General features: G+C 72.8%; 9 protein-coding genes. 5 read left to right on the top strand and 4 right to left on the bottom strand.

Translation table 11 applies throughout. From position 1 onward, the window contains the following. Nucleotides 1-62: 62 nt before the first annotated feature. From ABZW17_RS28745 to ABZW17_RS28735, 3 genes are all read right to left on the bottom strand, one after another. Nucleotides 63-3,287 (bottom strand): TIM-barrel domain-containing protein, encoded by a 3,225-nt coding sequence (locus ABZW17_RS28745; protein WP_354820867.1) that lies wholly within the window; start codon nt 3,285-3,287, stop codon nt 63-65. Between the two features lie 111 nt (nt 3,288-3,398). Next, a complete protein-coding gene (locus ABZW17_RS28740; protein WP_354820864.1) occupies nt 3,399-3,887 on the bottom strand; it encodes a DinB family protein in 489 nt (162 codons plus the stop codon). A gap of 17 nt (nt 3,888-3,904) precedes the next feature. Continuing rightward, on the bottom strand, nt 3,905-4,936 hold the full coding sequence (locus tag ABZW17_RS28735) for a LacI family DNA-binding transcriptional regulator (protein WP_354820861.1): 1,032 nt from the start codon (nt 4,934-4,936) through the stop codon (nt 3,905-3,907). Nucleotides 4,937-5,057: 121 nt separating this feature from the next. Here ABZW17_RS28735 and ABZW17_RS28730 point away from each other — a divergent pair, with 121 nt between their 5' ends. Genes ABZW17_RS28730 through ABZW17_RS28710 form a run of 5 tightly spaced genes read left to right on the top strand, consistent with a single transcriptional unit; the run spans nt 5,058 to nt 12,788 of the window. Continuing rightward, entirely contained in the window at nt 5,058-5,441 is a 384-nt protein-coding gene (locus ABZW17_RS28730; RefSeq protein ID WP_354820858.1) for a hypothetical protein, read from the top strand. Nucleotides 5,442-5,451: 10 nt separating this feature from the next. Next, complete coding sequence (locus tag ABZW17_RS28725; RefSeq protein ID WP_354820855.1) at nt 5,452-6,534, top strand: sensor histidine kinase; 1,083 nt, start codon at nt 5,452-5,454, stop codon at nt 6,532-6,534. Beyond that, a complete protein-coding gene (locus ABZW17_RS28720; RefSeq protein WP_354820852.1) occupies nt 6,531-7,139 on the top strand; it encodes a response regulator transcription factor in 609 nt (202 codons plus the stop codon). Before ABZW17_RS28725 ends, ABZW17_RS28720 begins: the two co-directional genes overlap by 4 nt. A gap of 33 nt (nt 7,140-7,172) precedes the next feature. Continuing rightward, on the top strand, nt 7,173-7,517 hold the full coding sequence (locus tag ABZW17_RS28715; RefSeq protein ID WP_354820849.1) for a hypothetical protein: 345 nt from the start codon (nt 7,173-7,175) through the stop codon (nt 7,515-7,517). A 3-nt stretch (nt 7,518-7,520) separates the two neighbouring features. Next, nucleotides 7,521-12,788, top strand: coding sequence for an NACHT domain-containing protein (locus tag ABZW17_RS28710; RefSeq protein ID WP_354820846.1), 5,268 nt, complete (start codon nt 7,521-7,523; stop codon nt 12,786-12,788). Here ABZW17_RS28710 and ABZW17_RS28705 read toward each other — a convergent pair. Further along, nucleotides 12,734-14,128 carry a rhamnulokinase family protein gene (locus tag ABZW17_RS28705; RefSeq protein WP_354821042.1) on the bottom strand — a complete coding sequence of 465 codons (1,395 nt, stop codon included), beginning with the start codon at nt 14,126-14,128 and terminating at the stop codon, nt 12,734-12,736. The two genes, ABZW17_RS28710 and ABZW17_RS28705, sit on opposite strands and share 55 nt — an antisense overlap.

Here is a 14,128-nt window from a genome sequence, read left to right as displayed (position 1 = left end):
GCCGCCGGGGCCACGGTGATCCCGTGGCCCCGGCGGCATTTCCGGCTCCGCCCGCCGGAGGCTCAGTACGTGACCGTCACCGGCGCCCACCCCGGGTGCACCGGCGCGGTCACCGTCAGCGTCTTCGCCGCCGCGTCCCACTTCCAGGCCGACGACGGCGCCCAGCCGGTGCCCACCTTGACGCGGCTCGGGGCCGACGTCACGCCGAGGAACTTCACCGTCCACTCGCGGGGCGCCACCCGGAACGAGCCCTGGGTGGGTGCCACCGTGACCGTGTGGGCTCCGAAGCGCTCGCTGTAGGTGATCTTCGTCGACGAAGACCGCGACGACGAAACACCGTTGTCCTCGTACAGCGAGAACGAGCCCGAGCGGCCCGGCGCCACGGTCACCGTCACCCGGCCAAGCGGGTTCTGGGTGTCGTTGGTGACGTCCGCCGTCCGGGTGGCCGTGATGCCGCCCGCGCGGAGGAACACCGGCATCGTGCCGAGGTCGGACGTCACCTGCTGGGTCGTCCCGCCCGCGTACGTCCTGCCGCTGAAGTAGTCCGTCCACTGGCCCGGCGGGAACCAGACCGACGTCGTCGCCGACGTGCCCGGGGACGTCACCGGAGCCACCAGCATGTCCGGCCCGTAGAAGTACTCGCTCTGGGCCGCGGTGTAGGCGGCCGGCTCGTCCGGGTACTCCAGGTACGTCGGCCGCACCACCGGGACGCCGGTCGTCGCCGCCTCCTGGGCCAGCGTGTAGGTGTAGGGCACCAGGTTTTCGCGCAGGTTCAGGAACTTCGTCGCCGACGCCTTCGCCGCGTCGCCGTACTGCCACGGCAGCCGGTCGCTGTGGTTGCTGTGCAGCCGGTCGATCGGCTGGAACGTGCCCAGCTGCACCCAGCGCGCGTACATGTCGTCGGGCAGCTTGGCCGTCTGGCGCTGCTGGCCGCCCGAGGTGTAGGTCTCGCTGCCGCGCAGGCCGGTCGTGTCGTTGTGGCCGCCGATGTCGTGGCTGATCGCCGACATGCCCGTCGCGGCCGATTCCGCCGGCGTGATGCCGACCTCCATCCGCAGCGTGCCCCAGGTCGAGGACGTGTCGCCGGTGAAGTGCAGCGTGCTGCGCTTGTCCGCCCACGGCCCGGTCGCCAGCCCGGTCGGGCCGCCGTAGCCGCCGGCCTGCAGCGACCCGTAGGCCCGCGAGATGACGAACCCGCGACCGGTCGCGGGCGCCGCGAGGTCGGCGTACTGCTGGTTGATCCAGGCGTCCGGCGTGACGCCGGGCAGGCTGGAGCGCGAGGCGTCGCAGCACCAGTCGAGCCACCAGAAGTCGTTGCCCTGCTGCATCATCCCGGCGTGCAGGTCGAGATAGGCCTTGAGCTGGTCCGGGTCGCCCCAGTCGAAGACGTAGCAGTCGCTGCCGCAGCCCGACTTGGCCAGCTTGCCCTTCGCCGTCGCCTGGGCGCGGGCGAACTGCGGGTCCGAACCCATGATGCTGGGGTGGATGTTGAGGTTGTTGTGCAGCCCCTGGGCCTTCGACCAGGCGAAGAACCCGGCCGGGTCGGGGAACTTCGCCGTGTCGAACTGCCAGCCGTTCCAGGTGTCCGGGGCCTTGAAGTCGGTGTCGGTCACCAGGACGTCCAGGGGGACGCCTTCGCTGCGGAACTTGGGCAGGATCCGGTCGCGGTAGTCGGCCGCGGTGCGGTCGATGTACTCGGAGTACCAGACGCCGTAGGCCCAGCGCGGCAGCAGCTGCGGCGGCCCGGTCAGGGTCGCCAGATCGCGCAGCCCGGCCTTGTAGTCGTGGCCGAAGGTGAAGACATAGCCGTCCTGGTAGGGGTTTCCGCCGTGCGACGGCCGCTGCGTCACCGCGCGCGTGCGGGTGTCGTACAACGCCGAAGGGCTGTCGTCAAGCAGGTACCAGCCGTCCTGGTGCAGCAGGCCCTCGGTGGTCGAGGGCGCGCCGTTGTCGCCGTTGACGCCGTCGAGGCCGCGCCGGTAGCCGCCGAGCGCGAGGTGCGGCGGCGGCGCGGCGCCGCCGGACGGCGTGATCGCGACGGTGTCGATGTTGACGTGGCAGCTGGTGTCGTCGGGGCAGCCCAGGACGACGTCGTTCGTGCCCGCCTTCAGGTCGACCGGCACGGAGGCGCTCTTCCACGCATCCCAGCTGTCGGTGACCGGGAGGCTCAGCGTGCGGGTGACGCCGTTCGCGGTGACGGCGGCGGTGCGCGTTTCGTGCCGGCCGTCGCCGCCGGTGCCGTTGGCGTAACGGACGTGCAGCAGGTAGGAGCCGTCGGCCGGGACGTCCGCCACGCGGTGGGTCAGCGTCGAGCCGCGGTTGAGCTCGGCGACGAAGCCGCGTCCGGCGTACCCGGTGTGGTCGGTCGCGACGACCGCGGAACCCGAGCGGAGCCCGGCTTCGGCCTCGCAGCTCACCCCGGCGGGACAGCCGGTGAAGGCGCGGGCCGACGCGGGCGGGAAGGCCGCGCCGGGGGTCAGCACGGCCAGGCCGTCGAGGTTGACGTTGCCGGAGTCGCTCGCGGTCCGTTCGAGGCGGACGCTGTGGTGGCCGGCGCCCAGGGTGACCGGGACCGAGGCGAGCGCCCAGGCGTTCCAGTCGGCCGTCACCGGCAGGGTGAGCTTCTGCGCCGCTCCCCCGTCGACCGAAACGCTCAGCGTGCGCGTGACGTGCTGGCCGTCGCCGCCCTGGCCGTTGGCGTAGCGGGCAGTCAGCGCGTACGTGCCGGCGGTGGGGGCGAGGACGTCCGCCGTCACCGAGTTGCCGGTGCTTTCGAAGCCGGCGAGGAAGCCTTCGCCGGTGTAGCCGGAGTGGTCGGTCGCGACGCCGAGGCCGTCGGTGGTGAGGTCTTCGGCCTCGCACAGCGCCCCGGCCGTGCAGGTCAGGTGGTGCCACGGCGCCGCGAGCACCGGGGTCGCGCCGGCGTTCGTGCGGATTTCGAGGTTGCCGCCGTCGAACGGGCCCGAGTTCAGCCGGTAGGTCAGCGTGGTCGCGCTGGTCCTGATCGTGAGGACGCCGCCGGAGGTGGTGCTCGTGTACGACGTCGGCGTGAAGGCGCCGCGGCCGACGGCGTTGAAGGTGGCGGCGTCGGTGAACCGGCCGTCGCCGGCGTATTCGGTGCGGATCAGGGTCGGGGACAGCACCTGGAAGCGGGCGTTCCCGGCGGTGACGGTCTGGCGCGCGGGCCCGGCCGCGGCGGGTGTCGCGACGGTCACCCCCGCGGCGGCGACCCCGGCGACGGCGAGCGCGCACGCCCGCCGGATGGTTCTCGCGGTTCTGGTCCGCACGGCGGAACTCCGTTCCGGTGAAGGGGACTCGGCGGCGTTACAACGTTGGAAAGCTGAGCACAGGGTTTCGGCCGATGTCCAGACCACCGGGCGGAACTTGTCCCGGACAGATCAGCGGCCGGTGACGCCGTCGAGCTGTTCCCGCAGGATGTCGGCGTGGCCGGCGTGCCGGGCGGTCTCGCTCGTCATGTGCGCGAGCACCCACCGCAGGGTGTGGAACGTGCCGTCGATCGGCACCGCCGCGGGCGTGTCCGGGTGCCCGGCGGCCCGGATCGCCGCGTCGCTCGCCTCGATCGCCGCCCGGTAGCCGGCCAGGATCTCGGGGGCGGTGAGCCCGGCCGGGACGTCCATGCCCACGTCGCCGGGGTCCGGGCCGCCCGCGACGTGGTGGCCGAACCAGACGCGCTCGGCGAGGGTCAGGTGGTGGACGAGCCCGAGCAGCGTGGTGCCCGAGCCGACCAGGACCCGGCGCAGCTGCTCCTCGGTCAGGCCGCCGGTCTTCTTGAGCACGCACTCGCGGGCGAACGACAGGAACGCCGTCGCGGTGTCGAGCTCGCCGCCGTCGTTGCGCGGCACGGGTTTGCGCTGGGTTTCGGGCACGCTGCCGAACCTAGCGCTCAGGCCGAGTCGCGGACCACCAGCTGCGGCTCGAAGATCACCGATTCCGCGCGCAGCTGCGGGTCGGCCATGCGCTCGAGGACCATCCGGGCCATCGCCGCGCCCATCTCCTCGACCGGCTGGCGGACCGTCGTCAGCCGCGGGCGGCAGCTCAGCGCGACCCGGCTGTCGTCGAAGCCGATCACCGCCACGTCGTCCGGCACCCGCCTGCCCGCTTCGCGCAGCACCGTCAGCGCCCCGTACGCCATCAGGTCGTTCGCCACGAAAAGGCCGTCCACGCCGGGTTCCTCCGCGAGCAGGCGCTCCATCGCCCGTTCGCCGCCCCGCTCGGTGAAGTCGCCCTCGGCGACCGCGACGTACGCGTGGCCGTGGCGGGCCATCGCGTCGCGGAACCCGGCCAGCCGGTCCTGCCCCGCCGGGGTGCCCGCCGGGCCGGCGATCGTGGCGACGCGGTGGCAGCCGCGCGCGACGAGCCGCTCCGCCGCGAGCCGGGCGCCGTCCTGGTGGGCGACGTCGACGTAGCAGACCGGCGCCGGGCGCGCGGGCCGCGCGAACAGCGCCGTCGGGACACCCGCGTCGGTCAGGGCGCGCGGCAGCGGGTCCTGCGCCGGGTGCAGCGAAATCAGCAGGACCCCGTTCACCTGTTCCTGGCGCAGCTTCGGCACCAGTTTCGTGCGCTCTTCGTCGCTGTCGACGAGCATCAGCAGCGGGTGCAGGTCGTGCGGCCGCAGGTGCGCCACCACCCCTTCGACGACCCGGCCGAAGAAGGGGTCGCCGAACACTCCTCCGGTGAACGCTTCGACGTGCCGCTCCGGCTCGGACACGACCAGCGCGATCCCGCCGGTGCGCCGGGTGACCAGCGTGCGCGCCGCCCGGTTCGGGACGTACCCGGTGTCCGCGATCGCGCGTTCGACCGTCTCGCGCAGCTTCGGGTCGACGTTGCGCACGCTGTTCACCACGCGGGACACCGTGGCGCGTGAGACGCCGGCGACCCGCGCGACGTCCTCCAGGGTGGGCGGCTGCGTCGTCACCCCTCTTTTGTAGCACGCTGTGAGAGCGCTCTCCCAGCACCGCGCCGCTGACAAATGTCACGGTGGGCCGGTGCGGGACGGCACTGCCCCGCGACCGGCCTCCGCGGCGAGCATTTCCGGCATGACCAGAACCGAAACCGCCGGCTTCCGCCCGGTGCTGCTGCTCACCGGCGCCTACGCCGGGCTGTCCCTGCTCACCTTCGTCGTCATCGTCGTGTTCCGGAACCACCCGGCGATGGTGACCGACGCCGTCTGGGTGCGGGCCACCATCGTCGTCGCCAGTTCGCTGCTGACGTTCGCCTTCGCCCGCAGCGCCGCCCGGGGCTCGCGGAAGGGCCTGCTGCGGCTGCGGATCGTCTCGGCGGTGATGCTCGTGGCGATCGCCGTCATCGTCGTGCTGCCCGGGTTGTTCCCGCTGTGGCTGCGGATCGAGCAGGCCGCCTGCGGGGTGCTGCTGCTCGGCGTCACCCTGCTGGTCAACGGCCGGCGGCTGCGGACGCGGTAGCGTGCGCCCGGTGGACGGGACGGGCGACGTGCAGCGCTGGGTGCGCGGCTGGCGGCTGCGGCTGCTCGACGCGGGCATGCTCGTCTACCCGGCCGTGACGGTGGCGGCGGTGCTGCAGCATTCCTCGGGCGTCGGCGCGGTCCTGGGTTGCGCGGTCGTCGCCGCGTTCGCCGCCGGCTACCTGCTGGCCGCGGCCGCCGCGGCCCGCCGGGCGGCCCGGCCGTTCTGGCTGCTGGTGGGCGGCTGCGCGGTGCTGTTCGCCGCCGCCCTCCCCTTCGCCCACGCCGACGCGTTCTTCCTCGCCGCCGTCGTCCTGTCCCTGGCCGCTCCGCGGCTGCCCCGGCGGGCCGCCGCCGCGCTGGTAGCGGTGTCGGCCGTCGCCGCCGTCGCCGTGCCGTGGGCGGTGCGGCCGTGGCAGAGCGGGCCGGGCTGGACGCAGGCGGTCGCGCTCGTCTTCACCGTCCTCATGGTTTCCGCGTTCGCCGAGGCGATCCGCGCCAACACCGCGCTAGTCGAGGCCCGCGCCGAGGTCGCGCGGCTGGCGTCCGAGGCCGAACGCGCCCGGATCGCCCGCGACCTGCACGACCTGCTCGGGCACTCGCTCACCGCGATCACGGTCAAGAGCACCCTCGCCCGGCGGCTCGTCACCGCCGAGGCCACCCGTGCGGGCGAGGAGATGGCGGCCGTCGAGACGCTGGCGAGGCAGGCACTCACCGACGTCCGCGCGGCCGTTTCGGGCTACCGCGAGGTGACGCTGGCCGGCGAACTCGCCCGCGGCCGCGAGCTGCTACGCGCCTGCGGTGTGGCCGCGGACCTGCCGACGGCCACCGACGTCGTCGCCCCCGACCGCCAGGAGCTCTTCGGCTGGGTGGTGCGGGAAGGCCTCACGAACGTCGCGCGCCACGCCCGCGCGACCCGGTGCACGGTCACCCTTTCGGCCGCCTCGGTGGCGGTGGCCGACGACGGCGTGGGCGGGCCCGCGCCCCACGGTTCCGGCCTGGACGGGCTGCGCGAGCGTGTCGAGGCGGCCGGGGGGACGTTGTCCGCCGGTCCATTGCACCCGGACGGCTGGCGGCTGCGGGTGACGCTGTGACGATCCGGCTGCTGCTCGCCGACGACCAGGCGCTGGTCCGCGAAGCGCTCTGCGCGCTGCTCTCGCTCGAGGACGACTTCGAGGTGGTGGCGTCGGTCGGCCGCGGCGACGAGGTCGTCGCGGCGGCCCGCGAGCACCGGCCCGACGTGGCGCTGCTCGACATCGAGATGCCGGGCCTGGACGGGCTGGCGGCCGCGGCGGTGCTCACCGCGCAGGTGCCGGACTGCCGCGTCGTCATGCTCACGACGTTCGGGCGCGCGGGCTACCTGCGCCGCGCGATGGAGGCGGGCGCGGCGGGGTTCGTGGTGAAGGACGCACCGGCCGACGTGCTGGCCGACGCGATCCGCCGCGTCCGGGCCGGCGAGCGCGTGGTGGACCCGGCCCTGGCGGTGGCCACCCTGGCGGCGGGCGGCTCACCGCTGACGGCCCGCGAACGCGACGTCCTCATCACGGCCCGCACCGGCGCGACGATCGCCGAGATCGCCGGCCGCCTCTACCTGACGGAGGGCACGGTCCGCAACTACGTCTCGGCGGCGATCACCAAAACCGGCGCCCGCAACCGGATCGAAGCCGTGCGGATCGCCGACGAGCGCGGCTGGCTGTAGCTCGGGGAGCACGTGCGCCAGTAGGTTGGAGGCATGCCCGAACCGATCCTGGTCTCCATCGCCGCCGCACTGGCGGCGAAGGGTGCGACCGGCCTTTACGACCTGGTCAGACGCAAGTTCGCGAAGAACCCCACGGCCATCGCGGCCCTGGAGGCGGCCTCGTCCGCCCCGGAGGACGACCGGCCGATCACGGCTCTGGCCGAGCGGTTGTCCGAGGCGGAGGTGGAGGACGCCGAGTTCGCCGAGACGTTGCGGGAGGAGTGGGAGAAGCTCCCGGAGAGCCGGGTTTCCCACGGGGACGTGCACAATTCGGTGACGGGGACGGTCACCGGGAAGGTCGTGCAGCTGCGGGACGTGCACGGCAACATCAACCTCTGAGCCGTGGCGGACGACCAGGGCACGGGCAACCGGATCGTCGGAAACGTCCACGCCGCGGTGCAGGCCGGCGCGATCCTCGGGGACGTGCACTTCCACGGGAGCGCACCGGTGGCGGAGCCGGAGATCACGCCGCCTCGGGGATGGGACGACCGGCCGGAGCTGCCACCGGCGGTCCGGCACCTGCTGAAAGCCCAGATCGAGACCGCGAAGGACCTGCCGTACCAGCTGCCCGGCGCCCGGCAGACGTCGCTCGCGGCCGTCTACGTGCGTCAGGAGATCAGCAGCGAAACCGACAGCGGGCCGTCCGAGCCGGCGCGCCCGCGTCCGGTGCTCGACGGCCGCGGGCAGCGGATCGACCTGCCCACCCGGCCGGTGCCGCGGCTGGTCGTGCGGCCGCCGTCCCGCACGGTGCGGGCGGCCCTCGACGACGACGACCACCTGCTCGTCACCGGCGGGCCCGGCCAGGGCAAGTCGACGCTCTCGCTCCGGCTGGCCGCGGACATCGCCGCCCAGTGGAAGGGCCACGACGGCGAAGCACCGCTCGCCGAACCGGTGGTCCCGCTGCGCCTGCCCGCCCGGGAACTCGCCACCCGGCTCACCGTGCCATTCTTCCAGGCCCTGGCCGAAAGCATCGAGGCCGAGTACGGCGCACTGCTGGACTTCTCGATCGAGGCCGCCACGCTGGCCCGGCGCGTGGCGGGCTGCCGCTGGCTGCTCCTCGTCGACGGCCTGGACGAGGTCGCCGACCTCGTCCAGCGCGATCGGCTGATCAAGGTCCTGGCCGCGCGGGCGTCCCAGGAGGCGTCGGCGCACTTCCGGATCGTGTTGACCACCCGGCCGATCGCCGGGGCCGCGCTGGCGCCGTTCCACGGAGCCGGGGCGGCGCGCTACGAACTCCTGCCGTTCGACGAAGAGGCGCTGCGCCACTTCGCGGCCAACTGGTTCGCCGAGGGCGACATGGCGGAGCGGTTCGTCCGCCAGGTGCACGACGCGAACCTGGACGAGCTGGTCCGGGTGCCCCTGCTGGCCACGATCGCCGCGATCATGTTCGAGCAGGACACCGACCGGCGGCTGCCGGACAACCGGTACGAGCTCTACGAGAGCTACCTGGCGTACCTGCAGTCCGCGCGTTCGATCCCGCCGTCCCCCTGGGACGAGTGCCGCTCGCGGCTCTTCGAACACCTCGGCTGCGTGCGGTTGGAGGAGGACACGTCGCTCCTGACGGCGGCCTGCGAGTGGACGGCCGCGGAGGTGCCGCACGCCTGCGCCACGCCGAACTGGCGCGACCGGCTGACGACGTACCTGACCGCGGTCGGCCCGTTCGTGTCCCGGGCGGGCGAGCTGCGGTTCCTCCACCACAGTTTCGCCGAACACCTCGCGGCGACCGCGCACGCACTCCGCCTCCCGGACTCGTTCGACCCGACGGCCGAAGACTTCGTCCGGCTCTTGCACACCGCACGCCCGGGCGAGCGAGGGCGGCACGCCCGGCTCGTGTTGCTGCACTACACGCGGTTGCGGCAACCCGAGACGGACCGCTTGATCGAGCACCTGCACGCGGGCAACCCGGCGATGCACGTCCTGGCGGCGCGACTGCTGGCTTGGCACGCACCGGCAAGCGCGGAGGTGGCGGACGCTTTCCTGGCCACGGCCCGGAAGTGGGCGATGACGACGCAGTACCCGGCCCAGGTGATCCTCACCCAGGTGAGCCGGGCGGCCCACCACCCGGCGCTGGCGGGGTGGCTGCGCGACTTGATGGGCGATCCGGAAGCGCCGTGGGAGTCGCGGATCGAGGCCGGCCGGGCATTGGCGGCGCGGTTGTACGGTGCTGACCGCGTCGATGCGGTGGCGATGCTGCGATCGGTCGTCGAGGACGAGACGATCGCGGTCGAGTTCCGGTTCGAAGCTGCGAAGGCGCTGGCGGAGTGCGGGGCGGCCGAGCGCGTCACGGCGGTGACAGGGCTGCGCTCGGTACTGGCGGACCCGGCGGCATCGGCATTGCAGTGCCGGAATGCGGCGATCGTATTGGCGGGACTGGGTCAGGAGCCGCGGGCCCGGGCCATCGAAGCGCTGGTGGCCCTGCTCGACGATCCTCAAGTCCCCGAGGAGGACATGGTCCACGCGGCCACGGGGCTGCTCGAGATCGGGGCCGGGTACGAGGAGCGGTGCGCCGACCTCTTCCGCGCCGTCCTCGCCAGGCGAGAAGGCGCCACGCTCCACCTGTGGGACGCCGCCGTGGGCTTGGCCTCACTGGGCCCCGACCACCTCGCGGAAACGGTTGCCATGCTCAAGGCCCAGCTCGCCGGCCAGCGACCGAACGGCCTCCGCCTGACCGCGGCCCGTATCCTCGCCGATCTGGGCCCCGAGCACCGGCTCGCGGCCGGGGAACTGCTGACTGCGCTGGCATCCCGCCCCGGTACGGGCCCGTCCTTCCGGGTGAACATCGCCGGCGTGCTGGGGAAAATCGGTCCGGAGTTCCACGACCGGGCCCTCGCCATGCTGCGCGCCGTCGCCGCCAACCGGTCGGCCGGCACCAACGCTCTGCTGTGGACGGCCGACAACTTCGCCGACCTCGGTCCGGAACACCACGCGGAAGCGGCCGGCGAGCTGACCCGGGTGGTGGGCCACCCCCACGCCGAGCACTTCGAACGCACGCTGGCTCTGGGCAAGCTCGCCGACCTCGGCGAACCACACCGAGCGGCCGCCGTGCTCGTGCTGCGTGGCGATCTGACGGACCGCGGCGCCCAGCCCGAGCTCCGCCTCGATGCGGGCCGTGAACTGATCCGGCTCGGGCCCGAGTTCCACCCGGAGGCGGCCCGGCATCTCCTCGAAATCGCCTCGGCTCGCCGGATCGATCCCCAGTTGCGCATGTCCGCCTGGCAGGCGCTCCGGCTGCTCGGGACAGTCCGCCACCACCAGGCATCGGACGCCATCCTCGACCTGCTCAGCCCCCGGGAAGCGGATGCCTGGGAGACGCACAGTTCGATCGGCGTCCTCCACGACGACGACATCGACGCGCGTGCCGCAGCCCCACTCGGCGCGATCCTGCGCGATCCGGCGCGGGGTGTCCGGCACCGCGTGGCCGCGGCCCGCAGCCTGGTCAACCTCGGGCGGCATTACCACCCCCTGGCGGTTTCCGGTTTCGTCGAGCTCCTCGGCCGGAACGAAATACCCGTCGACGAGCTCTCCCAGGCGGTCGGCGCCTTCGCCGAAGTGAGCGCCGCCCGGCGAGCCGAACTGGCGCAGGTCCTCACCGCCGCCGTGGTGCCGGGGCCGGCCTCGGCCGAATCGATCTGTGCAACCGCCGAGGCATTGGCCGGGCTCGACGTGTCCGATTCCCGGATGGATGCAGCAATGCACGCCCTGCTGTCCGACGAATCGATCACCGGCCGCCGCCGCTTCGAAGCGGCCATGATCGTCGCACGGAAGAACCGGGCAACCCTCCCGGCCGCCCTCGACGCAGTGCGGCGGCTTCGACACGACATCGGCATCTCCGCGTGGGTCAGTCACGCGCGGGAGCTCGTCGCGCTCGGCGAGGACCTGGCCGGCGAGTTGCGGACCGGCATGTCGGCCGCGAACGCGGAGCTGTGGTTGCGGCAGTACTGCACCAAGTTGCTCGGCGAGTACGGTCCCGGGCCGAGCAGTGAAGCGTCGGCCGAACTGCGAGCGCAGATCGAGGACGACCTCATCCCCTTCAGCTGGCGGTCCAGAGCTGCTTTGCAACTCATCGAGCTCGACCCCGACACTCTCGACGAGGCGATCATCTTCCACCGAAGGGCGCTCGACGACGAAGGGGAACTCGTTTCCCACCGCTGCGAGGCGGCGAACACCCTCGTGCAGCTCGATCCGGCACAGCACATTGCCGCGATGGCCGTCCTCCGGCGCCTGGCCGGCAGCTCCGAGCTGTATGGCGCGGAACGTTCGGTCGCCCTGAACAGGCTCAACTGGAGCAACCCGCCGCCGGCCGAGCTCGTTCCGCTCGCGCGGGCCATCGTGCACGACCCGGCCGCGTCCGCCACCGTGCGGCAGAACATCGCCAGTCTCCTGCCCGCGGCCGAGTTCCGGGCCGTCTCGCGAGCCACCATCGCCGACCGCTTTTCTCTCGTCGACTCCTGGACGGCGACGACGTCGGGCTATTGGGACAACTGGTCCGTCGCGAGCGAGCTCGAAGCCACCCTCCGGGACACGCTGGCCGCTCCCGAAACTCCCGCGCGCGAGCGGATCGCCGCCGCGACTGCGCTGGGCGGGCTCTCCCCCCGCCTCCTTCCGGAAGCCATCGCGCTCTTGTCGGAACTCGGCGGAAGCGGCCATCTCCGGCGGCAACGGCTCCTTGCCCTCGCGGAGCTGGACCCGTCCTGGCGGAGACGTCTCCTCGCCGACGCGCGTGCCACACTCGACGGCGCCGGGTGGCGGCCGCGGGTCGAGGCCGCCGACTTCCTCATCGACCTCGATCCCGAACCGCTGACGGCCGCCGACCGCGTCCGACTGACCCGGTTGCTCCACGATCCGCGCCTCGCCGATCAGCCGCGGATCGCGTTGTTCGCTGCGCTCGAACAGCTCGACGACATCCGGGCCCTTCGCGACGACCCGCGGAGCAACCCGGCGACGCGCTGGCTGGCGGCGAACTGGATGCGCGACTACACACGCGAAGACCGCGAGCGCGGCGCTCGGATTCTCGCGACCATCGCCGGGGATCCGGCGTCGCGGCCCGCGCTGCGCTGGCGGACGGCCCGGGCTCTTGCGTTGTTCGGCGCGCGCGGCCGGACGCTCGCCGTGGAGCGGCTTCGGGCGATGATGACCGACGAGGCGTTGCCGGTCCTGGCGCGGGTGAACTCCGCGCGGGTGCTCGGCGATGTCCGGCCCGATCTGCGCGGTGAGGCATTGGCCCTCCTTCGCCGGCTTCAAGCCACCGCCTGCCCTGCCGTCCGGTTCCAGGTGCTCGAAACCGTCGGCCGGTACGAGCCGGAAGAGGCTGCGCTCGCCTTGCGAGCCATGGCCGAGGACACGGCGCTCGACCCGCTGGTCAGGCTGCAGTGTGCCGACAGGCTGGCGACGGTGCACCGGGACTACCGTGAGCCCGCCGCGCTCGTGTGCCGGGAACTGGCGCGCGACGAGAGCGTTCCCCTTCACATCCGGGTTGACGCGGCGCGGGGGTTGGCTCTCCTGAGCGTTCTCTGCCGCCAGGAAGCACGAGAGCTTCTGACCGAGATCCGGGCCAGTCAGCCCAGCCGTGCCTCCGCCGCTGCCCAGTCGGACGTGCCCGAGGGCTCGTAGCGGCGGATCTCCTGCGTTTCCCGCACCAACGCCCGCATCGACGCCAAGTCCGGCAGATCCTCCCCCAGCGCCCGGGCCTGGACCAGTACGTTCCCCAGCGCCGCCGCTTCGACCGGACCGGCCAGGACCGGCACTCCGCACGCGTCCGCCGTCGACTGGCACAGCAGTTCGTTGCGGGCTCCGCCGCCCACCAGGTGGATCACGTCGACCTCGCGGCCGGTGATGCGGGCCGCCATGTGGATCGTCCGGCGGTGGGCCAGCGCCAGGCTGTCCACGATGCACCGGACCACCGCCGCCCGGTCGGACGGCGGGCGCTGGCCGATTGCTTGGCACGCCGCGGCAATACGGGAAGGCATGTCGCCCGGTGGGAGGAACTCGGGCGCGTCGATGTCCACCACCGCGGCCAAGGCGGGGGCTGCCGCTGCGGCCGTGAGCAGCGACGGCAAGTCCGATGTGGACCATGTCCGCAATGTCTCCGAAAGAACCCACAAGCCCATCACATTGCGCAGGAAACGGATTGTGCCGTCGACGCCGCCCTCGTTGGTGAAGTTCGCCGCCAGGGCCTCGTCGCTCAGGACCGGCGCGGGCAGTTCGAGACCGGCCAGGGACCATGTTCCCGATGATATGTAAGCGAAGTTGGTCCCCGGGGAGGCAGGGACCGCCACCACTGCCGACGCCGTGTCGTGGGAACCCACCGCCACCACCGGGACTCCGCCCAGCTCGTCCGCCGTGCCCACCACCGTGCCCGGGTCGCGCAGCGGGGGCAGCAAGCGAGGCGGGATCCCCAAGCGAGATGCCAGCGAAGCAGCCCACGTGCCAGCACGGACGTCGTACAGCTGGGTTGTTGACGCGTTCGTCCGCTCTGCGCCGATCGACCCCGTGAGCCAGTAGTTCAGCAAGTCCGGGATGAGCAGCATCGTCGACGCCGCCGAGAGGCGGTCGCCTTCGGAAACGAGCTGGTACAGCGTGTTGAACGGCAGCTGCTGCAACCCCGTCACGTCGTAGAGCGCGCGTGCCGAGATGGCAGCGGCGACCGAAGCCGGTACGCCGTCCGTGCGGGAGTCGCGGTAGTGCACCGGGTTGCCCAGCAACACGCCGCGGTCGTCCAAGAGGCCGTAATCGACCGCCCAGGAGTCGATTCCGATTCCGTCCAGGCGGCCCGCTTCGCGGATTCCGGCCAGGGTCTCGCGGTACAGCCCGAGGATGTCCCAGTACAGGTGCGGCCCCGCGCGGACGCCGGCATTCGGGAAGCGGTGGATCTCCTCCACCGCCAGGACCGACGGCCCGGCCGTGCCCGCCATCACCCGGCCGCTGGACGCGCCGAGGTCGACGGCCGCCAC

It is taken from the genome of Amycolatopsis sp. NPDC004625, assembly GCF_040609695.1.
Classification (GTDB): domain Bacteria; phylum Actinomycetota; class Actinomycetes; order Mycobacteriales; family Pseudonocardiaceae; genus Amycolatopsis.
The sequence above is the reverse complement of the archived record's forward strand: the minus strand, read 5'-3'. Positions and strand labels throughout refer to the sequence as shown.